The following is a 22,280-nucleotide window of genomic DNA, read 5'->3' as shown; positions in this document are numbered from 1 at the left end:
GTCCCCCCCGCCCCGGCCCCCCCGGCCCGGGGCGCGGTGGAGTCGCCCGCGTGGACCGCTAGTCGGCGGATTCCGCTTCGAGGAGGACAGTCACGTCGAGGGCCAATGGCAAGGACGGCGGAGGATCGAAGCCCTCCCGCAACTTCACGACCGCCATGAGTCTCTTCTGCTGACGCAGCAGACACACAACTTCGGAGCGCACCGATTCCGGCAGGTCGGCGAGAAATGCGCTCGCCTCGCAGCGTGAACAAGACTCGCCCAGCCGGTCGACGTTCCGCAGTGAGCGCTGGCCGCATACCGGGCACTTCCACTCCGTCAATGTGTTGCCCACTCGCGCATTGTGGCAGCTCGGACGCGCCCGCTCTACGTCGCCGGGCGGGCGCGGCGACGTAGCGCTATAGCGCGCGGAAGGTGAGGGGTTGTGGGGTGGGGAGGGCTGCCTGGTGGATGTAGCCTGCGCGGTTGAGGCGGCGGGCGCGGTAGAGGACGGCGCGGACTCGGGCGCCGATCTCGGGGGAGGGGAGTTCGGCGGCGGACCAGCGGACGACGTGGAAGCCCAAGGCGCGCAAGGACTCTTCGCGGCGCATGGCCGCTCGGCTCGCTGCCGCGTCGGTCGTCCCCGTGCGCGTCATACCCGTGTTCGTAGCGGCGGATGTGGGTGCGCGTCGGGGCGGGTGGTGCTGGTCGAAGAGGCCGATGACGCCGGTGTCGGGGAAGTAGAAGTCGACCTGGTCGACCAGGCGGCCGCCGGTGGTGAAGACCTCGCCGCGGGAGTACGGGACCGGGAGGCCGAGGTGCCGGAACAGGACGCGGCTGCGGGATTCGCCGATGCTGGCGCTGTGCGGGTCCAGGAATTCCGCCACTCGGTGCGCCTGGGTGCAGCCGTGGCGGCGCTTCGCCGTTCCGAGTTCCTCCTCCAGATCGAGCGCGCTGACCCCGAATCGGCGAGCGATGGCGTCACCGGCCACCACCGCGGCCTCGAACGGCAGCGTGCGCGCGAGATCGACGATGGTGCGCGCGGGCGTGGTCACCACCAGCGCGCCCAACTCCACCACCCGGTCCACCCGCGCGCAGTGCACCCGCACGTCGGTCCGCACCCGCCCGCCACCGCGCCGATTGCGCGTCACGCACACCCGCCCCAGCTCCGCCGTCGGAATCGGGGCCCCGTACAGCACCGCCGCCGACTGGTGGCTCACGATCGCCGCCACCGACAGTCCCGGCACGGCCGCCTCGATCAGCAGCCGATGTCGTTCGGCCGCACCGAGATCCGCGTATGTCGCCTGCTCGGCGTACACCCCGCGCCGCACCCGCCGCCACGTTCCACCCGCACACCGCCGCCGGATCTCGTCGTCATCGACCCCCGCCAGCAGCACCTCGGGCCGCCGATGCACCGGCCCGGCGCTCATGCGCCACGCCGACGGAGAGTACGGACGATCGCGGGGTGCAGGCGAGGCCGCCCCGGAACCCGCTGGTGCGCAGGCGCTCCCGGCACCCCACCGCCGCGCCGCCCGATCCGGCTTCCCGTATAACGCTTCATGGCTCGAACCTCCCGAGAATCGCACTGAACCGAGGTGGCTCCGCCGTCGCCGAGCCACCGTGGTGCTGAATCGAACCGACAACACCTCGACGCGATGCGGAACCGCAGCGGCCCGCACCGGCTCCGAACCGCTATGCCTTCCTTGGACGCGCCACACCGCGCCGAGGTTCCCCCGATCCCGGACCAGTTGTTTCCCGCACCGCGAGCAAGCTGCCGCTACCGCCACCGACGGTGTACGCGACCGGGTGTCAGGGGCATACGGATACTCGGCTGTAGCACCGATCAGTACGCAGCGCCGCCGGGACGTTCGCGGCCCGCGCGAGGTACGTGCATCGCAGAGGTCGCGGGCTCAGCCGGTTCGTTAGAACACCCAGAGGCGCAGGGTCAGGAAGCGCAGGGTGCCGACGCCGGCGGTGATGCCGAGGACCGCGGCGGCCTGGGCTGGGCCGCCCAGTTGCGGTGCCGTCCATTCGAGCAGGGCGATGGCTCCGGCGGTGATCGCCAGGCCGGTCAGGGCCAGCGCGCCGCCCTCGAGCTGCGCGGTGTGCCAGCGCACGCGTTCCGAGGCGTGGAAGGTGAGGCGGCGGTGCAGTTCGTTCGCCATGGCCGTGCTCACCACCGACCCGGCCAGGTTGGCCAGTTGCGCTCCACTGCCGTAGAGCGCCACGAACAGCAGCAGGTAGCCGATATTGCTGAGACCGCCGACCAGTGCGAACCGGATCAGCTGGGCGAAGGCGTGCTCACCGCGCAGGAAGGAGCCGAGCTGTCCGATCCAGTGCGCCCAGGTGCGCCGTAGGGCGAGGTAGCCGTCGGTGTAGACGGTAAGGACTTCTCCGGCGGGGATGATGGCCCGCTGCGGTAGATCCAGGACGGTCATTGTCTCTTCCGATCGAACTCGCCGAACCCGGGGCCGGTGGGCCAGGTGCGACTGCGCTGTCGGAGACAAATGTAGCATCAACCGGAGGGTTTTCCTCCACTTTAATCTGTGGCCTGCGAGACACTCTGTGCGCTAGGAAACAGTGACCGACACGCCGGAGTCGCACACAGTTGACAGCCGCCCCGCGGGGCACACTGGCCAGAAGCGGAGAGTGTCGCCGTGAGTCCGGCAGGAGAAGTGGGGTAGCAGTATGTACCGGGTATTCGAAGCACTCGACGAGCTCGTCGCCATCGTCGAAGAGGCGCGTGGGATTCCGCCCACCCGCAACTGCATCGTGCCCAGAGGCGAAGTGCTGGAACTGCTCGACGACGTGCGCGAGGCCCTGCCCGGCGAACTCGATGACGCCCAGGACGTGCTCGACCACCGCGACAAGATCGTCACCGATGCCCGCACGGCCGCCGACACCACCGTCACCACCGCCAACCAGCAGGCCGATCACACGGTCACCTCGGCGCGCGAGGAGGCCGACCGCATCCTGGCCGACGCCAAGGCGCACGCCGACCGCATGGTCGCCGAGGCCCGCGCGCACGCCGACCACCTGGTCAGCTCGGCGGAGCAGGAGGCCGAACGCACCGTGGCCGAGGGCAAGGCCGAGTTCGAGGCGGTCACCGGCCGCGCCCGCGTCGAGGCCGAGCGGATGACCGCGGCCGGACAGGCGTCCTACGACCGGTCGGTCGCCGACGGCAAGGCCGAGCAGGAGCGCCTGGTCTCGCAGACCGAGGTGGTGCGCGCCGCGCACGCGGAATCCGCGCGGCTCATCGACACCGCCCAGGCGGAGGCGGACCGGCTGCGCGAGGAATGCGACCAGTACGTCGACGGCAAGCTCGCGGACTTCGAGGACACGCTGAACAACGCGCTGCGCGTGGTCGGCAGGGGGCGCACCCAGGTGCGTACCGCGCCGAGCGTCCCGGATTACGCGGCGGACTTCCGGCGCTGACCGAGATCTGGGCACTGACTGGGATCTGGGCCCTGACTGGGATGTGAGCACCGAATGGGATTTGGGCGCGGACCGGCTCGTCCCGTATTGTTGAGTGGTTGCCCATTCCACACCGAGCGTGAGTGAGTTCGTGATGTCCGCCCAATCCGGTTCCAATCCGCGTCACCGTCGTCAGGCGACCGACGCGGGTTTCGTGCTGGACGTGCGCAGTCTCGGACGTGCTCCCGGATCGATGAAGCAGGTGCGCCGCACCGTCACCACCGACGCGAAGATCGGCCTCGAAATGGTCGGCATTCCCGCCGGTGCGCAGGTCGAGCTGGATCTGACCCTGCAGGCGGTATCCGAAGGCGTCCTGGTCACCGGCACGGTCTCCGCGCCGATCGAGGGCGAATGCTCGCGCTGCCTCGAACCGTTCACCGACGCGATCGAGTTGCGGCTCACCGAGCTGTTCGCCTACCCGGACAGCGCGACCGAGCAGACCACCGAGGAAGACGAGATCCACCGCCTGGTCGACGACCTGATCGACCTGGAACCGGTGGTCATCGATGCCGTCGGGCTGGAACTGCCGTTGCAGCCGCTGTGTGAGCCGGACTGCCCGGGCCTGTGCCCGGAATGCGGGGTTCGGATGGCGATTGCGGGTTCCGAACACGGTCATGAGATACTTGACCCTCGCTGGGCCAAGCTCGCGAGCCTCGCCGTGCAGAACGGTGCCGATGGCACCGGGGCAAACCAGTCAGCCGATTCAGATTCAGAGGAGAAGTAGTCGTGGCCGTTCCGAAGCGCCGGATGTCTCGTGCCAACACCCACTCGCGCCGGAGCCAGTGGAAGGCCACCGCGCCGACCCTGATCACCTGCCCGAACCGCGCCTGCGGCGAGAAGACCCTGCCGCACATCGCGTGCCCCAGCTGCGGCACCTACAAGGGCCGCCAGGTCACCGCTGCCGTCTGATTCCCGGACCTCCGGTAGCGCAACCGTGACCGCCAGCAAGGACGCGGCGGACGTACCCGCCGTAGGCGACTCAGCCGACCACACCAGCCTGCTCGAGGCGCTCGGCGTCGATGTGCGACCGGACCTGCTGCGCCTCGCGCTCACCCATCGCTCGTACGCGTACGAGAACGGCGGACTGCCGACCAACGAGCGACTGGAGTTCCTGGGCGATTCGGTGCTCGGGCTGAGCATCACCGAACGCCTGTATCTGGAACATCCGGACAAGTCCGAGGGTGAGCTGGCGAAGCTGCGCGCGAGCGTGGTCAATATGCACGCGCTCGCCGAAGTGGCGCGCGGGTTGGGCGAGGGCGGCCTCGGCCGTCACCTGCTGCTGGGCAAGGGCGAAGAGCTCACCGGCGGCCGGGACAAGCCGAGCATTCTCGCCGACGGTATGGAGTCGCTGCTGGGTGCGGTGCACCTGCAGCACGGCATCGATGTCGCGCGCAGCGTGGTGCTGCGCTTGTTCGCGGACCTGCTCGAGCGCGGCCCCCGCATGGGCGCCGGGCTGGACTGGAAGACCAGTCTGCAGGAGCTGACCGCGGAACGCGGTATCGGCGTGCCCAGTTACGAGATCACCTCGACCGGGCCCGACCACGACAAGGAGTTCACCGCCACGGCGGTGATCGGTGGTCGTGCCTACGGTCAGGGTGTGGGCCGCTCCAAGAAGGAAGCGGAGCAGAAGGCGGCCGGGGCCGCCTATCAGTCGCTGCACGCCGAGACCGTGGAGAACCCAGGGGCCTGATGCCCGAACTTCCCGAAGTCGAAGTCGTACGACGCGGCCTCGCCGAGCATGTGGCGGGCCGCGTCGTCGAATCCGTCACCGTCAAACATCCGCGCTCGGTGCGCAGGCATGTGCCCGGCGGCGACGATCTGGCCGCACGGCTGGCCGGTCTCCGCGTCGAGGCGGCGCAGCGCCGCGGCAAATTCCTGTGGCTCACCTTCGACGAGCCCGATACCGCGCTGGTCGTGCATCTGGGCATGAGCGGGCAGATGCTGGTGCAGCCCGCCGACGCGCCCCTCGAGAAGCACGCCCACATCATCGCCACCCTCGATTCCGGCAGCGAGCTGCGCTTCGTGGATCAACGCACCTTCGGCGGCTGGATGCTGGCCCCGCTGGTCGAGGTGGATGGCACGCCGCTGCCGGACGCGGTGGCGCATATCGCGCGCGATCCGGTCGACCCGCACTTCGATCCGGACGCGGTCGTGACGGTGTTGCGACGCAAACATTCCGAGATCAAGCGGGTACTGCTCGATCAGACGGTGGTCTCGGGTATCGGCAACATCTACGCCGACGAGGCGCTGTGGCGGGCCGGGATCCACGGCGAGCGCATTGCCGCCAAGCTCTCCGAGCCCGCCCTGCACGGTCTGCTCACCGAGGTGCGGGCGGTGATGGGCGAGGCGCTGCTCGCGGGCGGCACTTCCTTCGACGCGCTCTATGTGAACGTGAACGGTCAGTCCGGCTACTTCGAGCGCTCGCTCAACGCCTACGGCCGCGAGGACGAGCCGTGCCGCCGCTGCGGTGCCCCCATGGTGCGGGAGAAGTTCATGAACCGGTCCTCGTTCTCCTGCCCGCGCTGCCAGCGCCGACCCCGCCCCTGAACTGGGGGCTTGCCCTCCGGCCACCCGACGGCCTCGCCGCGATCACTTTCAGGCGCTACCGTTTTTCTATCGGCCGCACTGCGCGGCCATGGAGGACGAATGCGCAAACTGACCTACTACGTCGCGTCGACCATCGACGGGTTCATTGCCACCGAGGACGGCTCGGTCGATTTCTTCCCCGTGGGCGGTGACCACGGTTCGGCGATCGCCGCGCACTATCCGGAGACATTGCCGACCAAGGTGCGGGAGGCGCTGGGCATCGACAAGTCCGGCACCACCTTCGACACCGTCGTAATGGGCCGCAAGACACATGATTTCGGTGTCCGGACGGGCACCTCGAGCCCGTACGCGCATCTGCGCCAGTTCGTGGTGTCGGGTGCGCTGCCGGAGAGTCCGGATCCGGATGTGGAGCTCATCTCCGCGGATCCGCTGGGCCGGGTGCGAGAGCTCAAGCGGGAGAAGGGACTCGGCATCTGGCTGTGCGGCGGTGGGGAGCTCGCCCAGGCGCTGTTGCCGGAGATCGACCAGATCTTCCTGAAGCTGTACCCGATCGTGCTGGGGCGCGGCCGTCCGCTGTTCGGTTCCAGCGCACGGCTTCCCGACGCGGCCCGCTTCCGGGTGCTGACCAGCCGCGTGTTCGAGGACGGCGTGGCTTTTCTCAAGTACAGCCGGATTCGCTAGCGCGGCAGCGACTGTCGCCACCGAGACGGTCGTGCGACGCGATGCGCGCCCGCCTCGTGGACGGAGGCGGGCGCGCATCGGACGATATCGCCCCGGTGGCGGATATGTCAGAGGATGGCGACGGCGACCACGAGGCCGAGGGACAGGTGCGCGGCGGCCACCATCCAGGCGGCAGCCGTGTAGTCGGTGTTCTTCAGCATCGCACCGATGTCGATGCCGACCGCCAGCTCCAGCAGCCGCACCGAAACCACCTGCGCCACAATGCCGACCAAGCCGTACACGCCGGCGGTGACGAGGCCGTCGGAGAGCTTGCCCGCCGAGGCGTAGATGGCCAGCACCACGATGAGCGCCATGCTGATCATCCCGCTGGCGCTCACCAGCACCGCATTGGGCCGCCCCTCGGCGACCATGGCGCGCAGCGGACCCGGGGTGGTCAGATCCACGGCGAGGAAGCCGAGCACCATGAGCACCAGGCCGAGTACGGCGTAGCAGAGGATGGCCCCCACGCCACGGCCGAGCGTGCTCGCTTCCAGCGCGAGTGTGGCTGTCATCGATGTCCTCCAGGTAGGGGGTTGGTCAAAGCTTGCGCACCGGCGGGCTCGGTCACCGGTGTGGTCACTGCGGAATCCGGTGCGGTACGAAGGCCGCCCCATCATCGGTGATGAGCCCGGCGGTTTCCCGGATGCCGAGGCCGGCCGAGGTGTCGCCGACGATCCAGGCGCCCAGCACCGGCCGCATACCGTCGAATTCCGGCAGCGGGTCCAGCAACTGGTACACGAAACCCTCCGCGCCGTAGACGCCGCCGGTGGCGGCTTCCAAGCCCGCGCCGACGATGGTCATATTCGCGCCCTCGCGGCCGAGTTTCGGCTTGCGGATGTATTCGGTGAGTTCGTGCGGGTCGTCGAGGTAGGTGGGCAGCAGATTCGGGTGTCCGGGGTACATCTCCCACAGCACCGCGAGAATGGCCTTGTTGGACAGCAGCGTCTTCCACAGCGGTTCCAGCCACATGGTCTGCGGCAGGGAGCCCACCACGCGCTGCCCGAAGTCGTCGTCGAGCACCCACTCCCAGGGGTAGAGCTTGAAGACCGACTCGATGGGCGCTTCCGCCAGGTCGACGAAGCGCTCCAGTTCGGTATCCCAGCCGATCTCCTCGATGGGCAGTGCGACCGTGTCGAATCCGGCCTCGGCGGCCGTCTCCTGCATGTACGCGGTGGTGACGTTGTCCTCGCCGGTGGCGTCGGCGCTGGACCAGGTGAAGTGCAGTTCGCCGCCGGGCAGCGCGTCACGCAGTTCGCCCCAGCGCTCGACGAGCTTCTCGTGCAGGGAGTTCCACTGGTCGTCGTCGGGATGGGTGTCGGTGAGCCAGTGCCACTGCACGATCGCCGCCTCCAGCAGCGAGGTGGGTGTATCGGCGTTGTACTCCAGCAGTTTCGCCGGACCGCGACCGTCGTAGCGCAGGTCGAAGCGGCCGTAGACGTGCGGGTCGGCACGCTTCCAGGAATTGGCGATGGGTTCCCAACTCCACTGCGGCAGACCGAAATCGGCGAACCGCTCGGTGAGCACGACCTGTTCGACGGCGTGCAGGCACATGGTGTGCAGCACCTCGACCTGCGCCTCGAGGGCCAGGATCTCGTCCATGTCGAACTCGTAGTGCACCGACTCGTCCCAGTACGGGCGGGGCTGCCCGCTGGCGTCGCGACCCGGGGAGCCGTATACCAGCCCCTGCGCCGCGGTGATGTCCTTCCAGCCCGGGCGCGGGGTGCCGCGCAGTCGCCGCATTACGACCCGCCGCCGATCCGGGTGCCCAGCCCGCCGCGCTGAATGGTGGTGCCGCTCTTGGTCTTGATCTCCGCACCCTTGGGCTTCACCGTGGTGCCGCCCGACGGCGGTTTGCCGATGGTGTTCGTGCCGCCGTAGTAGTAGCGGTACTGGTTGCCCGCGAGAATGAAGACGCCGGTGCTGTTGCCGCCGCTGGAACGGGAGGCTTCCTCGCAGTACCGGTCGGGGACCACGATCTCCTCATTGTTCCTGGTGGCGGTGTAGGTCTCGCCATTGTTGCCGACGACGACCGTCTCACCCTTGTCGACGATGACGGTGCAGTAGGCGGTGACATCGGGTCCGGTGAGCGCGCTGTAGGCGAGGTAGCCGCCGCCGACCAGGCCAGCCACGCCCACCACGGCGACACCGCCGATGAGCAGCTTCTTGCGCTTCTTCTGCTTGGCCGCCTCGGCGTCGGCCGCGGCCCGGGCCTGCTCCTCGGCTCGCCGCCGGGCCTTCTCGCGCGCCCGCGCTTCGGCCACCGTGGGCGGGCGCGGCTGGGTGACTCCGGGTTCCTGGCGCTGCATGCTGCCGCGCGGCGGGGTCGGCAGGGCGACGGGGCGGTCGTCGTCGGCGGGGTTCGGTGGTCCGCCGGGATGTTCGTCAGTCACCGCTCGACTCCCAGGCCACCCCGCGCACTACCGCTCCTCGAATCCGTTCATTCCACCCTGTGCGGCGCCCCAGTCTTCCACAACGAGATCGACTCGGCCAGGTGTGTCACCGGCGCGCAGCAGCGTCAGAAGTGTCTCACAATTCCGCCGCGGCCCCTCGGCGATCACGTGCACCCGGCCGTCGCGGTGATTGCGGGCGTAACCGGTGAGCCCGAGCTCGAGCGCCCGCGACCGCGTCCACCACCGGAAGCCCACCCCCTGGACGAGTCCGTGCACCCAGGCGCTGAGCCGGACGGGGTCGGCGCTCATTCGTCGATGGTGAAGGACAGGTTGACCACGGTGCCCGCCTTCAGGGTGCGGCCCACGGTGCACACCTTGTCGATGGCGCGCTGCGCGGCGACCAGCAGCCGCTGCCGGGACTCCTCGTCGAGTTCGCTCATATCCAGTTCGAAGGATTCGTTCAGCTCGGGGTAGAGCTCGTTCTCGCGGTCGGCGTCGCCGGAGACGCGCACGGTGGCGTCGAAGTTGTCGCCGAGGCGGCGCGACAGGGTGAAATCGGTGCTGAGTCCGGTGCAGCCCGCCAGCGCGATCTTCAGCAGTTCACCGGGCGTGAACGCGCCGGGTACGCCCTGGGAGGCGATGAGCACCTCGCCGCCGCGATTGTTGCGGCCGGTGTAGGCGCGGGTGCCGGTGCGCTCCACCCACAGTTCGACCGGTTCGGCGGCCAGGGTGGGAGCGGCGGTCTGCGGTGCGGCGGTCTGTTCGGACATGACACGATCCTCCCATTGCTCGGTGGCGGGCCCGGCGGGACCCGTCCGGATATGCCGAACGTCGATCGGGTCGGCCGCATTCCGCCGCACCGGTCGGCTCAATCCCGCCAGCCGCTGGCGTCGAGCACGGTATCCCAGGTGAACGGCACCAGTTCCGGATGCCGCAGCCGCAGGATCTCGCCCGGCAGACTGCCCGGCGGGGCCTTGCGCGGATTCGCGATCACCTGTTTCGCGATGGACTCGGTGAGGGCGCGGGTGCCGCCGAGGCGCGGGTAGGCGGCGTGCACGGCATCGGCCAGGCCCGGCGGCAGATCATTCGGGCCGCCGCCCACGTCGATGCCGATACCGCTGACCGAGATCCAGATCTCGGCCGGGCGGCGGCGACGGTAGACGGGCGACGAACTCAGTCCCGTGGTGTGCGCGGCGATGGCGTCCCAGATGATGTCGACGCGCTCATCGGAGACGCCCTGGCCTTCCAGCCACCGCGCCGCGTAGTCCGCGCCGTCCATCTCGAATCGCTGTGTGCCATTGGCGCGTTCGGCCAGCCCGATATCGTGCAGGACGCAGATGAGGAACATGATCTCCTCGTCGTAGTCCCGGCCGGGGGTGAGTCCCTGGGCGGCGGCGAGCGCCCGCCCGAAGAAGAAGCCGCGCAGGCTGTGGTGGCACAAATGGGGCTCCAGCGCCTCGAACATCAGCTGGTTGGCGGCTTCGGCCAGCGGGGTCGCGGGGAGGGTGAGTGACATGAGCTACTCCTATTCCGCGCCGGGGCGCACGATCATGAGGACGACCACGACCGTCCACAGCAGGTTGTAGATTCCGGCGAGCATGCCGAGGGTGCGCAGGCGCTTCCCGTCGTCCGGGGCGTCGAGGGCTTGGCGCTGCATGGGGTGGATGACGACGGCGAGCAGGCCGCCCGCGGTGAAGGTGAGGGCCATGGCGAGGGTGATCCAGATCTCGCTCATCCGGCCCTGGACGGTGGCCAGGATGATGCCGACGATCGGCACGCTGAGGGCCAGTAGCGCGTAGGTGCCGGTGATCCGATGAAAAGCCTTGGCGACGGCCGGGTTTCGTTCGGGCGCGGGAGGTCCGGCCGCGGTGGCGGCGACGGGTGCGTAGCGCGGGAACAGGCTCGCGGCGACGGCCGAACCGCCGACGAAGATGATTCCGGCCAGCACGTGTATCGACAGCAGTGCCTTCTGCATGGCATCACTCCAACCTTCAGGGTGGCTGAAGCGTAGCAGTAGGCTTCAGTTAGGCTGAAGGTTGTGGGAAACGTCACCGCGGGCGGGGAAAGTGGCTGTCAGGAACCGCTTCCGGCCCGGAAGGCCGCCATCACCGCCTCGCCGATCCGGCGGCGGTCGGGGTCCGCCTCGGCTCCGAACAGGCGCTCGTCCACCTCGTCGACCACCTGCTGGGCCGCGCGCAGCAAGCGTCTGCCCTTCGCGGTGAGTTCGATGGTCGACGCCGATCCGGCGCGAGCCGTGCGATCGCGCACCAGTCCCGCGGCGACCATGGATTTCACCGCGGTGTGCACACTCTGCACGCTGATGCCGCCCATGCGCGCCAACTCGCTGAACGACGCCCCTGGAATGGCGGCGATATGGCCGAGGACCGCCAGGCGGGCGACGGTGAGGCTCAGCGGGGCCAGTGCCGCGCCGAGTTCGGCCTCGATGCGATGCGCCAAGGTCAGCACGATGATCGAGGTGCTGGCGGGTGGCGGTTCGGGCAGGCCGTTCTGGGTGGTCACCGGGATATTTTCGCGCACGCTCCGGCGCGGGGGTGGTTGCCGGGGCGCGCTGGCAGGTCGCGGTAGCCTTCAGTCTGGTTGAAGGTTGGCCCCGTGCGCGGCTACGCTGCGAGCCCATGGACGAATCTACTACTGCGCGTAGTAACTCTGGCGGCTCCGGCCGTTTGCCGCGACGCACGCTCCTCGGCTCGGCACTGATGGCGGCGGGTGCGGCGAGCGCCGGGATCGTGGCGGGCCGGGTGAGCGCGCCGGAGCGCTCGGCGGACCCATCCGTCGAACCGTTCCACGGACCGCATCAGGCCGGTATCGAGACTGTCGTACAGTCGCACGCGCTCTTCCTGGCCTGCGATGTCGCGCGCCCGGATCGCGGGGTGTTGCGCGAGCTGCTGGCCGCCTGCACGGAGACCGCGGTCGCGCTCACCGCGGGTGAGCGGGTGCCGGATACCGCCGACACCGATCCGGGCTTCAGCAATCACACCGATTTCGCCAGTGGGCTCGATCCCGCCCGCCTGACCGTGACCTTCGGCCTCGGTCCGTCGCTCTTCGACGACCGTTTCGGTCTGGCCGACCGCCGCCCCGAACACCTGCGGCAGCTGCCCGAATTTCCCGGCGACGCACTGAATCCCGCCTGGTGCGGCGGCGACGTCCTGGTACAGATCTGCGCCGACGACGCCCAGGTGGTGAGCCATGCCTTCCGGTCGCTGCGGGCGCGGCTGCCGGGCCTGGGACGGATGCGCTGGACCCAGCACGGCTTCCTGAGCCGTCCGAAGGACGGCGGCACCCCGCGAAATATGTTCGGCCACAAGGACGGCACCGCCAACCCCCGCCCCGGCACCCCGGAGTTCGCGCGCACGGTCTGGGTGGACGGCTCCGCCGAACCCGCGTGGTTCCACGGCGGCAGCTATCTGGTGTTCCGCAAGATCCGCATGAAGACCGCCGACTGGGACATGTTGGCGCTGGCCGAGCAGGATCGCATCGTGGGACGTCGGCGCGGTGACGGCGCGCCGCTCGGCGGCACCGGGGAATTCGATCCGGTGGACCTCGACGCCCGCTCCGCCGACGGCGAGCTGATCATCCCGGCCGACTCCCATATCCGCCTGGTCCACGACATCCCGATGTTCCGCCGCGGCTACAGCTACGACTACGGCACCCTCGTCGCGAACGCGGGCGGTGAGCCGGAACCGGTCGCTCCGCACAGTCACCCCGCCGGCACCGATCCGAACCACACCCACGGCGGGCACGGCTCCCTGGATGCCGGACTGCTGTTCGTGGCCTACATGAACAACCCACCGGCACAGTTCATCCGGGCGCAGCGGGCACTCGCCGCGTCCGATCGGATGAACGCGGTCATCCAGCACACCGGTAGCGCCCTCTTCGCCGTACCGCCCGGCGTGGCACCCGGTGCGCCGGTCGCCGCCGGGCTGGGCTTGGACTAGCTCGCCAGCGACGAAACCAGTTCGGGTGTCAGGTCTTTCAGACCGTCGGCGACGTAGGCGGCAAGGTTCAGGGCGTCCTCGGCCGGTGGGTAGCGTGGGTGGGGGACGGCGATCACCGTGAGTCCGGCGGCGTGGGCGGAGCGCAGGCCGTTGCTGGAATCCTCGATGGCCGCGCCGGATTCGGGGGTGATGCCGAGCCGGGCCACCGCCGCCAGATAGCCGTCCGGGGCGGGCTTGCCGCGCGAGACCTCCTCGGTGGAGACGGTGGCCCGGAACAGCCGGGTCACCCCCATGTGGTCGAGGGCGACGTCGATGAGCCGTCGCGGCGACGAACTGGCCAGGCCGAGGATGAAATGCTCGCCCATGCCGCGCACCGTCTCCACCGCGTGCGGCATGAGTGGCAGGTGGTCGGCGTAGCGGTCGCTCATGCGGTCGATGACGTCCGCGGCCACCTGTTCGGGCGTGCGCCGCCCATCCAGCAGGTCGGTGCTCAGGTATGCGGCCCACTCGGCGGTGCTCATGCCCATGAGCCGGTCCTGGGTGTCGGACAGCCAGCGGCCGCCCAGCTCGTCGATATAGCCGCGCCGGACCTCCTCCCAGATGGGCTCGGTGTCGAGCAGTACGCCGTCCATGTCGAACACGATCGCCTGGAATGACATGGCCCCATCGTGCGCCATCCCGGCCTCACGCCTGGAACCGGTACCCCATGCCCGCCTCGGTCAGCAGATGTTTGGGCTGCGACGGGTCGTCCTCGAGTTTGCGCCGCAACTGCGCGAGATAGACCCGCAGATAATGGGTTTCGGTCGCGTACGAGGGACCCCACACCTCGCGCAGCAGCTCCCGCCGCCCCACCAGCTTGCCGCGATTGCGCACCAGCATCTCCAGCATCCCCCATTCGGTGGGGGTGAGATGCACATCCTTGCCGTGCCGGGTCACCTTCTTCATGGCCAGATCGACCGTGAAGGAGGCGGTTTCCACCACCGGCTCGGCATTGTCGCCGGAGGTCGCGGCCCGGCGCACGGCCGCGCGCAGCCGGGCCAGCAGTTCGTCCATGCCGAACGGCTTGGTGACGTAGTCGTCCGCGCCCGCGTCCAGCGCCTCCACCTTGTCGGAGGAGTCCGTGCGCGCCGACAGCACGATCACGGGTGCGGTGGACCAGCCGCGCAACCCGCCGAGCACCTCGATGCCGTCCATATCCGGCAACCCCAGGTCCAGCACCACCACGTCGGGATGTTTCTCCGCGGCCGCGCGCAGCGCGGCCGCCCCGTTCGCGGCGGTGATCACCTCGTAGCCGCGCACCGACAGGTTGATGCGCAGCGCCCGCAGAATCTGCGGTTCGTCGTCGACCACGAGGACCCTGGTCGGCGCAGTCGCCGATGTCGTCACCCGATCTCCTGTTCTGTAGCCGTACCCGCCGGGGATTCCGTCTCGGTGGAGTCTTCGGAGTCACCACCACCCGCGGGTAGGTCGATCACCATCGTCAATCCGCCGCCCGGGGTCGGTTCCGCGTGCACGGTGCCGCCCATGGCGTCCACGAAACCGCGCACCACCGACAATCCCAGCCCCACTCCGGTGGAGTTGTCCCGGTCGCCGAGCCGCTGGAACGGTTCGAACAGCTGGTCCTCCATCCCGGTGGGCACGCCCGGCCCGGTGTCGACCACGGTGAGCGACACCCGGTCACCGGTCTGCTCGGCGGTCACCCGCACGGGCGCGTCGGCGGGGGAGTACCGCACCGCGTTGTCGATCAGATTGGCCAGCACCCGTTCCAACAGCCCGCTGTCGGCGCGGACCGAGATACCGTCGACCGCCACCCGCACCCGGTCGCGGGCCGTCCGCCGCAGACCCCGGGTGCCCATGCCGAGCAGCGCCCGGTGCACCACCTCATCCAGGTATACCCGCCGCATCCGCGGTCGCACGACACCTACCATGAGCCGCGACGAATCCAGCAGATTGCCCACCAGCGCGGTGAGCTGATCCACCGATTCCTCGATGGTCTCCAGCAGTTCGGCGGTGTCCTCGGGGGAGAACTCCACATCGTCGCTGCGCAGGCTCGACACCGACGCCTTGGCGGCGGCCAGGGGGGTGCGCAGATCATGGCTCACCGCCGACAGCAGCGCGCGACGCAGCTTGTCGGCCGCCAGCAGCGCCTGCGCGGCGCTGGCCTCCTCCCGCAGCTGTCGCTGATTCACCAGTCCGGCGGCCTGATTCGCGACCGCGCCGAGTACCAGTCGGTCGGCGGAGGTGATCCGGGGGCCGCGCAGCAGCAGCCGGTGGCGGCCGTCGCCCGCCTCGATGGCGGTATCGGCGTCCGGAACCCGTTGCGGCGCATCCGCACCCACGCTCGCCACCACACCGTCGGCGGCGACGAAGCTGACCGCGTGCTGCCGGTAGGTCTCGCGGGCGCGTTCCAGCAGCGCGGGCAGATCCGCGCCGTGCAGCACCGCGCCCGCGAACAGCGTGAGCAGTTCGGCCTGCCGGGATGCCTTGCGCGCCTCGCGGGTTCGCTGCGCCGCCACGTCCACCAGCGCCGCCACCGCGACCGCGACCAGCAGCAGCACCACGATGGTGAGGAGATTGTCGAGTTCGGAGATGGTCCAGCTGTGCCGCGGCGAGGTGAGGTACCAGTTCAGCAGCAGGCCCGACAGCAGCGCGGACAGCGCTGCCGGAGCCACGCCGCCGAACAGCGCGACCGCGATCACCCCGATGAAGAACAGCGCGCTCTCGCCGCCGAGATCCAGAAACCGGTCCAGCCACAGCACATTCACCAGGCAGATGAGCGTGGGCACCAGCAGCGCCGCCACCCAGGAGGTGAGGGCGCGGTCGCGCGGGGACAGCGCCGACCACCGGACGCCGCGCCGGGACTCCTCGTGCGTCACCATGTGCACGTCGATGCTGCCGGACTGCTGCACCACGGCCGCCCCGATGCCCTCGTCGAAGGTGCGTGCCCACCGCGACCGCCGGGAGGTGCCAAGCACCAGCTGGGTCGCGTTCACCTGGCGCGCGAAATCCAGCAGGGCGGTGGGCACCTCGTCCCCGGCGACGGTGTGCAGCGAGGCGTCGAGACCGGTGGCCAGCTCCCGCAGCCGCGCCAACCGCTGCGCCGACACCCCCGCCAGCCCGTCGCCGCGCACCACGTGCACGACGATCAGTTCGGCGCTGGACTTGGTGGCGATGCGGCTGGCGCGCCGCACGATGGTCTCCGACTCCGGTCCACCGGTCACCGCCACCACGACGCGTTCGCGCGCCTCCCAGGTGTCGGTGATGCGGTGGTCGGCACGGTATTTCGCGAGCGCGGCGTCCACCTGATCGGCCAGCCACAGCAGTGCCAGCTCCCGCAGCGCGGTCAGGTTGCCGGGGCGGAAGTAGTTGCGCAGCGCGGCGTCCACCTGGCTCGCGGCGTACACATTTCCGTGGGAGAGCCTGCGCCGCAACGCTTCCGGCGTGATGTCCACCAGCTCGACCTGATCGGCCCCGCGCACCACCCAGTCGGGCACGGTCTCCCGCTGCACCACCCCGGTGATCCGCTCGACGACATCGTTGAGGCCCTCCAGATGCTGCACGTTCACCGTCGAGATCACATCGATCCCGGCATCGAGCAGTTCGTGCACATCCTGCCAGCGCTTCTCGTTGCCGCTTCCCGGCACGTTGGTGTGCGCCAGCTCGTCCACCAGCACCACCGCCGGAGCCCGCCGCAACACCGCCGCCACATCCAGCTCCGGCATCGTGGTGCCCCGGTACTCGACCAGCCGAGGCGGAATCCGCTCGATCCCCGCCAACAGCTCGGCGGTCTTCTCGCGCCCGTGCGTCTCGACCACCGCCGCCACCACATCGCGCCCACGCGCCAGTCGCCGATGCGCCTCCGCCAACATCGAATACGTCTTGCCGACCCCCGGGGCCGCCCCCAGGTAAATCCGCAGTTGCCCGCGTTTCACTGCCTCATCATCGCGCGTGGGTCGCGGCGCGGGACGCGCGCCACCCGCACGCGCCGCGCCGCGGTCGCTCCGGCGAGGACGCGCAGGCACAGGGCCGCCGTGAGGAAGCCGAAGACCACCAGCAGGGTGCACGCCATGTCGGGCACTGACATCTCCTTGTGTAGGTGCGCGGGTCTCGCGCGTTCGGGTCTCACACTGTTTACCGCCGCGAATATCGATCGGCCGGAGATTAGCGGTTTCTTGACGCGAAGTGCGGGTGCGTTGACGATTTTCGACGACACGCGGCGAGTTTGCTGTCAACGACTCGTCAAAGCGGCGGGCCGGGGCGCTAAGGAAGCGTCAAGAGCATCGAAATCCGGCCGAGCGGGCGCTTGACTCACTCCGGCGCATCCACGGATGCGCTCGTGAGGAGAGAGGTTCGGATATATGTCCATCGTGGTGTTCACGGTGTTGACCGTCGCGGTCTTCGCCCTGCTCGGCCTGATCCAGCGGGGGGTGGAGCGGCTGTGACCCAGAACGTCGTCGGTCTGGTCCTGGCCTTCGGCATCGCCGTCTATCTGATTGCGGCGCTGCTGTTTCCGGAGAGGTTCTGAGTGAACACGACTACCGCGGGGATCGCCTTCCTGGCGTCCCTGGTGCTGGCGTTGGCCCTCGTCCATGCGCCGCTGGGCGACTACATGTACCGGGTGTACAGCGGTACCCGGCACTCCCGCGTGGAGCGCCGCATCTACCGGCTCATCGGGGTGCACCCCGAGGTCGAGCACAGCTGGGGCGTGTACGCCCGCAGCGTGCTCGCCTTCTCGGCCATCAGCGTGCTCTTCCTGTTCTTCCTGCAACTGCTCCAGGGCAGGCTGCCGCTGCGTCTCGGCGAGCAGGGCACCGAGGTGACCGCCGCACTGGCCTGGAACACCGCGGTCAGTTTCGTCACCAATACCAACTGGCAGAACTACGGCGGCGAATCCACCTACGGGCATCTGGTGCAGATGGGCGGCCTGGCGGTGCAGAACTTCGTCTCCGCCGCGGTCGGCATCTCGGTGGCCATGGCCTTGGTCCGCGGATTCGCTCGCCGGCACACCGGCGAGCTGGGCAACTTCTGGGTGGATCTGGTGAGGGGAACCATCCGGATTCTGCTGCCGATCTCGTTCGTGGCGGCGCTGGTCCTGGTGATCGGCGGAGCCGTGCAGAACTTCCACGTGCACGACCAGGTGGCGAATACCGTTGCGGGAGGGCGGCAGACGCTGCCCGGCGGCCCGGTCGCCAGCCAGGAGGCCATCAAGAACCTGGGCACCAATGGCGGCGGCTTCTACAACGTCAACTCGGCCCACCCGTTCGAGAATCCGACGACCTGGACCAACTGGGTGGAGATCTTCCTGCTGCTGGTGATCAGCTTCTCGCTGCCGCGCACCTTCGGGCGCATGGTCGGTAGCCGGAAGCAGGGCTTCGCCATCGCGGGCGTCATGAGCACCATCGCCATGGTCAGCTGGTCGCTGACGCTGTTCTTCCAGCTGCGGCACCACGGTACGGTGCCATCGGCCGTCGGCGCGTCCCTGGAGGGCGTGGAACAGCGCTTCGGCGTGGCGAACTCGGCCGTCTTCGCGGCCTCCACCACGCTGACCTCGACCGGGTCGGTGGACTCGTTCCACGACTCCTACACCAGCCTGGGCGGTCTCATGCTGCTGTTCAACATGCAGCTCGGCGAGGTCGCGCCCGGCGGCGTCGGCTCCGGGCTGTACGGCATGCTGATCCTCGCGGTGATCACCGTCTTCGTGGCCGGGCTGATGGTGGGGCGCACCCCGGAGTATCTGGGCAAGAAGATCACTCCGCGTGAGATCAAGTTGGCCGCGGCCTATTTCCTGGTTTCGCCGCTGCTGGTGCTCGTCGGCACCGCGCTCGCCATGGCCATGCCGGGCCAACGCGCGAGCATGCTCAACTCCGGTCCGCACGGACTGTCGGAGGTGTTGTACGCCTTCACCTCCGCGGCCAACAACAACGGCTCGGCCTTCGCCGGACTGACCGGCGACACCGCGTGGTTCAACACCGCGCTCGGCCTGGCCATGGCCTGCGGCCGTTTCCTACCCATGATTCTCGTTCTCGCCCTGGCCGGTTCGCTGGCCCGGCAGGGGCAGACGCCGGAGTCGATCGGCACGCTCCCGACCCATCGGCCGCAGTTCGTCGGCATGGTCGTCGGCGTGACCGTCATCCTGGTCGCCCTGACGTTCCTGCCCGCGCTGGCGCTCGGGCCGCTCGCCGAAGGAATCCACTGATATGACTGCTCCTAGCATCGAACACACCTCGGCCGAGCAGCCGAGCAGGGGGCGGGCGCGGCGGGGGCTGTTCGACCCCGAGCTACTGCTGAGGTCGTTGCCGGACGCCTTCCGCAAGCTCGACCCGCGCACCCTGTGGCGCAACCCCGTCATGCTGATCGTGGAGATCGGCGCGGTCTGGGCCATCGTGCTGGCGGTGGCCGATCCGAGCTTCTTCGGCTGGGCCATCGTGCTCTGGCTGTGGGCCACGGTGCTTTTCGCGAATCTGGCCGAGGCCGTCGCCGAGGGGCGGGGCAAGGCGCAGGCCGACACGCTGCGCAAGGCCAAGACCGACACCGTGGCACGGCGGCTGATCGACTGGTCACCCGGTGCGCACGTCATCCAGGAGCAGGTCGCGGCCCCGGAGTTGCGGCGCGGCGACCACGTCGTGGTCGAGGCGGGGCAGGTGATTCCGGGTGACGGCGATGTGGTGGAAGGCATCGCCTCGGTGGACGAATCGGCCATCACCGGGGAGTCCGCGCCGGTGATCCGGGAATCCGGCGGGGACCGCTCGGCGGTGACCGGCGGCACGACGGTGTTGTCGGACCGCATCGTCGTGCGGATCACCCAGGAACCGGGCGGCTCGTTCATCGACAAGATGATCGCGCTGGTCGAGGGCGCGAGTCGGCAGAAGACGCCGAACGAGATCGCGCTGAACATCCTGCTCGCCGCGCTGACCGTCATCTTCGTGTTCGCGGTGGTGACATTGCAGCCGCTGGCGATCTACGCCAAGGCCGACAATCCGGGGGTGCCCGACAGCCTGGCGCTGACCGGCGACGGGATCACCGGCATCGTGCTGGTGTCGCTGCTGGTGTGCCTGATTCCCACCACGATCGGCGCGCTGCTGTCGGCCATCGGCATCGCGGGGATGGACCGCCTGGTGCAGCGCAATGTGCTGGCCATGTCCGGCCGTGCCGTGGAGGCCGCCGGGGATGTGAACACGCTGCTGCTGGACAAGACCGGCACCATTACGCTGGGCAACCGGCAGGCATCGGAGTTCGTGCCCATGCCGGGCGTGACACCCGACGAGATGGCCGACGCCGCACAGCTTTCCAGCCTCGCCGACGAAACGCCCGAAGGCCGCTCCATCGTCGTGTACGCGAAGCAGGCGTACAACAAGCGCGAGCGGCACGCGGGTGAGCTGACCGGGGCGACCTGGGTGGAGTTCACCGCCCAGACCCGCATGTCGGGCGTGGACCTGCACGACGGGCACCAGCTGCGCAAGGGCGCGGCCAGCGCCGTCACCGAATGGGTGCGCGTCAACGGCGGCGAGGTGCCCGATGTGGTCGGTCGGACCGTGGACGGCATCTCCGCCTCCGGCGGCACCCCGCTGGTGGTCGCGGAGATCCAGAACGGCGTGGCCCGGCTGCTCGGCGTCATCCATCTCAAGGATGTCGTCAAGGCAGGCATGCGCGAGCGCTTCGACGAGATGCGCCGCATGGGCATCCGCACCGTCATGATCACCGGTGACAATCCCTTGACCGCCAAGGCCATTGCCGAGGAGGCGGGCGTGGACGACTTCCTCGCCGAGGCCACCCCCGAGGACAAACTCGCACTCATCACCTCCGAGCAGGCCGGTGGCCGCCTGGTCGCCATGACCGGTGACGGCACCAATGACGCGCCCGCCCTGGCCCAGGCCGATGTGGGCGTCGCCATGAACACCGGCACCTCCGCGGCCAAGGAAGCCGGGAACATGGTCGATCTGGATTCGGATCCGACCAAGCTCATCGAGATCGTGGAGATCGGCAAACAGCTGCTCATCACCCGCGGCGCGCTCACCACGTTCTCCATCGCCAATGACATCGCCAAGTACTTCGCCATCATTCCGGCGCTGTTCGTGGCGCTGTACCCCGGACTGGACGCGCTCAACATCATGCGGCTGGCCAGCCCGCAGTCGGCGATCCTGTCCGCGGTCGTATTCAACGCCGTCGTCATCGTGGCGCTGATCCCGCTGGCGCTGCGGGGTGTGGCCTATCGACCGGCCGCGGCGTCGAAGCTGTTGAGCCGCAATCTCGCGGTGTACGGCGTCGGCGGCATCATCGCGCCGTTCCTCGGCATCAAACTCATCGACCTCGTGGTCCGATACCTCCCCGGGATGTCCTGATATGCGTACGTCAACCTGGATTCGGCAACATCTCGCGGCGCTGCGCGCGCTGCTGGTGCTCACCGTGATCACCGGAATCGTTTATCCCGTCGCGGTTTTCGCGGTGGCGCAGCTGCCCGGCCTGCGCGACAACGCCGATGGCTCGCTGCTCGAGCGGGACGGAGGCGTGGTGGGCTCCCGCCTGATCGGGCAGTCCTTCACCGATGCCGACGGCAACGCTCTGGCGCAGTACTTCCAGAGCCGCCCGTCGGTGGCCGGCGACGGCTACGATCCCCTGTCGACCTCGGCGAGCAATCTCGGCCCGGAGGACATCGTCGACACCGTCGACACCACCAGCCTGCTCACCGAGGTGTGCACGCGCAGTAAGGAAGTCGGCGCGCGCGAGGGTGTGGACGGGCGACGTGCCTACTGCACCCCGGCCGGGGTCGGCGCGGTGCTGTCGGTCATCGGCCCGCGCTCGGCCGACGGTACGGTCGAGCATCCCACCACGGTGGTCAGTGTCAACGAACTCTGCCCGGCCACACCGTTTCTCGCCACGTATCGGGGCGTGACGGTGGAGTGCGCGGTGGCGGGGGAGGACTACTCGATCGGCCGTCTCGTGCCGATCGCGGGTGATGTCCCGGCCGTTCCGGCCGTGCCCGCCGACGCGGTCACCGCCAGTGGCAGCGGGCTGGACCCGCACATCTCCCCGGCGTACGCCGCGATTCAGGTCGCGCGGGTGGCCAGGGCGCGCGGTGTTTCCGCCGAGGAGGTCCGCGCACTGGTGGCGGCCCACACCAGCGGCCGGGATCTCGGCTTCCTGGGTGAGCCGAGGGTGAACGTGCTCGAACTGAACCTGGACCTGGACAGTCGATTCCCGCTGCGTGGCTGAGTCTTTC

Annotated in this window: 26 protein-coding genes; 11 read left to right on the top strand and 15 right to left on the bottom strand. The window is 69.2% G+C overall.

Features of this window, described 5'->3' with window-relative positions; all coding sequences use genetic code 11:
• Nucleotides 1–58 precede the first annotated feature (58 nt).
• The 3 genes from QK444_RS10800 to QK444_RS10790 form a co-directional block, all read right to left on the bottom strand.
• Entirely contained in the window at nucleotides 59–331 is a 273-nt protein-coding gene (locus QK444_RS10800; RefSeq protein ID WP_282779422.1) for a hypothetical protein, read from the bottom strand.
• A 64-nt stretch (nucleotides 332–395) separates the two neighbouring features.
• Nucleotides 396–1,406: a hypothetical protein gene (locus QK444_RS10795; protein ID WP_282779420.1), complete on the bottom strand. Its 1,011-nt coding sequence runs from the start codon at nucleotides 1,404–1,406 to the stop codon at nucleotides 396–398.
• Nucleotides 1,407–1,898: 492 nt separating this feature from the next.
• A complete protein-coding gene (locus QK444_RS10790; protein WP_143982094.1) occupies nucleotides 1,899–2,414 on the bottom strand; it encodes a GtrA family protein in 516 nt (171 codons plus the stop codon).
• A 250-nt stretch (nucleotides 2,415–2,664) separates the two neighbouring features.
• On the opposite strand from QK444_RS10790, the gene QK444_RS10785 reads away from it, so the two are divergent.
• The 6 genes from QK444_RS10785 (at nucleotide 2,665) to QK444_RS10760 (ending at nucleotide 6,678) form a co-directional block, all read left to right on the top strand.
• The gene (locus tag QK444_RS10785; protein WP_029930082.1) at nucleotides 2,665–3,411 is read left to right on the top strand and encodes a DivIVA domain-containing protein; all 747 of its coding nucleotides are present in this window, start codon (nucleotides 2,665–2,667) and stop codon (nucleotides 3,409–3,411) included.
• 133 nt (nucleotides 3,412–3,544) lie between these two features.
• Nucleotides 3,545–4,174, top strand: a complete 630-nt coding sequence (locus QK444_RS10780) for a DUF177 domain-containing protein (protein WP_282779425.1) — start codon at nucleotides 3,545–3,547, stop codon at nucleotides 4,172–4,174.
• Nucleotides 4,175–4,176: 2 nt separating this feature from the next.
• On the top strand, nucleotides 4,177–4,359 hold the full coding sequence (gene rpmF / locus QK444_RS10775; RefSeq protein WP_029930080.1) for a 50S ribosomal protein L32: 183 nt from the start codon (nucleotides 4,177–4,179) through the stop codon (nucleotides 4,357–4,359).
• Between the two features lie 25 nt (nucleotides 4,360–4,384).
• Nucleotides 4,385–5,140, top strand: coding sequence for a ribonuclease III (gene rnc, locus QK444_RS10770; protein ID WP_029930079.1), 756 nt, complete (start codon nucleotides 4,385–4,387; stop codon nucleotides 5,138–5,140).
• Nucleotides 5,140–5,997, top strand: coding sequence for a bifunctional DNA-formamidopyrimidine glycosylase/DNA-(apurinic or apyrimidinic site) lyase (gene mutM / locus QK444_RS10765; protein WP_282779417.1), 858 nt, complete (start codon nucleotides 5,140–5,142; stop codon nucleotides 5,995–5,997). The genes rnc and mutM overlap by 1 nt, the downstream gene beginning before the upstream one ends.
• Nucleotides 5,998–6,096: 99 nt before the next feature.
• The gene (locus tag QK444_RS10760) at nucleotides 6,097–6,678 is read left to right on the top strand and encodes a dihydrofolate reductase family protein (protein WP_029930077.1); all 582 of its coding nucleotides are present in this window, start codon (nucleotides 6,097–6,099) and stop codon (nucleotides 6,676–6,678) included.
• A gap of 107 nt (nucleotides 6,679–6,785) precedes the next feature.
• On the opposite strand, the gene QK444_RS10755 is transcribed toward QK444_RS10760, so the two are convergent.
• From QK444_RS10755 to QK444_RS10720, 8 genes are all read right to left on the bottom strand, one after another.
• The gene (locus QK444_RS10755) at nucleotides 6,786–7,229 is read right to left on the bottom strand and encodes a DUF350 domain-containing protein (RefSeq protein ID WP_143982092.1); all 444 of its coding nucleotides are present in this window, start codon (nucleotides 7,227–7,229) and stop codon (nucleotides 6,786–6,788) included.
• Between the two features lie 64 nt (nucleotides 7,230–7,293).
• Nucleotides 7,294–8,457 carry a glutathionylspermidine synthase family protein gene (locus tag QK444_RS10750; RefSeq protein WP_282779414.1) on the bottom strand — a complete coding sequence of 388 codons (1,164 nt, stop codon included), beginning with the start codon at nucleotides 8,455–8,457 and terminating at the stop codon, nucleotides 7,294–7,296.
• Nucleotides 8,457–9,107 carry a hypothetical protein gene (locus tag QK444_RS10745; protein WP_282779412.1) on the bottom strand — a complete coding sequence of 217 codons (651 nt, stop codon included), beginning with the start codon at nucleotides 9,105–9,107 and terminating at the stop codon, nucleotides 8,457–8,459. Before QK444_RS10745 ends, QK444_RS10750 begins: the two co-directional genes overlap by 1 nt.
• Before the next feature lie 27 nt (nucleotides 9,108–9,134).
• Nucleotides 9,135–9,416: an acylphosphatase gene (locus QK444_RS10740; protein ID WP_029930073.1), complete on the bottom strand. Its 282-nt coding sequence runs from the start codon at nucleotides 9,414–9,416 to the stop codon at nucleotides 9,135–9,137.
• Nucleotides 9,413–9,877, bottom strand: coding sequence for an OsmC family protein (locus QK444_RS10735; RefSeq protein ID WP_282779409.1), 465 nt, complete (start codon nucleotides 9,875–9,877; stop codon nucleotides 9,413–9,415). Before QK444_RS10735 ends, QK444_RS10740 begins: the two co-directional genes overlap by 4 nt.
• A 98-nt stretch (nucleotides 9,878–9,975) precedes the next feature.
• The gene (locus QK444_RS10730) at nucleotides 9,976–10,623 is read right to left on the bottom strand and encodes an HD domain-containing protein (protein ID WP_282779407.1); all 648 of its coding nucleotides are present in this window, start codon (nucleotides 10,621–10,623) and stop codon (nucleotides 9,976–9,978) included.
• A 9-nt stretch (nucleotides 10,624–10,632) separates the two neighbouring features.
• Entirely contained in the window at nucleotides 10,633–11,082 is a 450-nt protein-coding gene (locus QK444_RS10725) for a membrane protein (RefSeq protein WP_039816137.1), read from the bottom strand.
• A gap of 98 nt (nucleotides 11,083–11,180) precedes the next feature.
• Entirely contained in the window at nucleotides 11,181–11,627 is a 447-nt protein-coding gene (locus QK444_RS10720; RefSeq protein WP_195147135.1) for a MarR family winged helix-turn-helix transcriptional regulator, read from the bottom strand.
• A gap of 197 nt (nucleotides 11,628–11,824) precedes the next feature.
• On the opposite strand from QK444_RS10720, the gene QK444_RS10715 reads away from it, so the two are divergent.
• The gene (locus QK444_RS10715; RefSeq protein WP_282779403.1) at nucleotides 11,825–13,063 is read left to right on the top strand and encodes a Dyp-type peroxidase; all 1,239 of its coding nucleotides are present in this window, start codon (nucleotides 11,825–11,827) and stop codon (nucleotides 13,061–13,063) included.
• On the opposite strand, the gene QK444_RS10710 is transcribed toward QK444_RS10715, so the two are convergent.
• Genes QK444_RS10710 through QK444_RS10695 form a run of 4 tightly spaced genes read right to left on the bottom strand, consistent with a single transcriptional unit; the run spans nucleotide 13,060 to nucleotide 17,141 of the window.
• Nucleotides 13,060–13,722 carry an HAD family phosphatase gene (locus QK444_RS10710; protein ID WP_282779402.1) on the bottom strand — a complete coding sequence of 221 codons (663 nt, stop codon included), beginning with the start codon at nucleotides 13,720–13,722 and terminating at the stop codon, nucleotides 13,060–13,062. The two genes, QK444_RS10715 and QK444_RS10710, sit on opposite strands and share 4 nt — an antisense overlap.
• 25 nt (nucleotides 13,723–13,747) lie before the next feature.
• The gene (locus tag QK444_RS10705; protein ID WP_282779400.1) at nucleotides 13,748–14,449 is read right to left on the bottom strand and encodes a response regulator; all 702 of its coding nucleotides are present in this window, start codon (nucleotides 14,447–14,449) and stop codon (nucleotides 13,748–13,750) included.
• Entirely contained in the window at nucleotides 14,446–16,995 is a 2,550-nt protein-coding gene (locus QK444_RS10700; RefSeq protein ID WP_282779398.1) for a sensor histidine kinase KdpD, read from the bottom strand. The genes QK444_RS10705 and QK444_RS10700 overlap by 4 nt, the downstream gene beginning before the upstream one ends.
• Nucleotides 16,992–17,141: a hypothetical protein gene (locus QK444_RS10695; protein ID WP_195147129.1), complete on the bottom strand. Its 150-nt coding sequence runs from the start codon at nucleotides 17,139–17,141 to the stop codon at nucleotides 16,992–16,994. Before QK444_RS10695 ends, QK444_RS10700 begins: the two co-directional genes overlap by 4 nt.
• A gap of 258 nt (nucleotides 17,142–17,399) precedes the next feature.
• Between QK444_RS10695 and kdpF the strand changes: the two genes are divergently transcribed.
• From kdpF to QK444_RS10675, 4 genes are read left to right on the top strand one after another with little or no spacing between them, the layout of a single operon-like run.
• Complete coding sequence (gene kdpF, locus QK444_RS36455) at nucleotides 17,400–17,588, top strand: K(+)-transporting ATPase subunit F (protein WP_306357126.1); 189 nt, start codon at nucleotides 17,400–17,402, stop codon at nucleotides 17,586–17,588.
• On the top strand, nucleotides 17,589–19,259 hold the full coding sequence (kdpA, locus tag QK444_RS10685; RefSeq protein ID WP_282779394.1) for a potassium-transporting ATPase subunit KdpA: 1,671 nt from the start codon (nucleotides 17,589–17,591) through the stop codon (nucleotides 19,257–19,259).
• 1 nt (nucleotide 19,260) lies between these two features.
• Complete coding sequence (gene kdpB / locus QK444_RS10680; RefSeq protein ID WP_282779393.1) at nucleotides 19,261–21,402, top strand: potassium-transporting ATPase subunit KdpB; 2,142 nt, start codon at nucleotides 19,261–19,263, stop codon at nucleotides 21,400–21,402.
• 1 nt (nucleotide 21,403) lies between these two features.
• On the top strand, nucleotides 21,404–22,273 hold the full coding sequence (locus tag QK444_RS10675) for a potassium-transporting ATPase subunit C (RefSeq protein WP_282779392.1): 870 nt from the start codon (nucleotides 21,404–21,406) through the stop codon (nucleotides 22,271–22,273).
• The last annotated feature ends 7 nt before the right edge of the window (nucleotides 22,274–22,280 follow it).

This window comes from Nocardia sp. CC201C (assembly GCF_030010695.1).
Classification (GTDB): Bacteria; Actinomycetota; Actinomycetes; order Mycobacteriales; family Mycobacteriaceae; genus Nocardia; species Nocardia otitidiscaviarum.
This window is presented reverse-complemented; position numbering and strand designations above follow the sequence as displayed.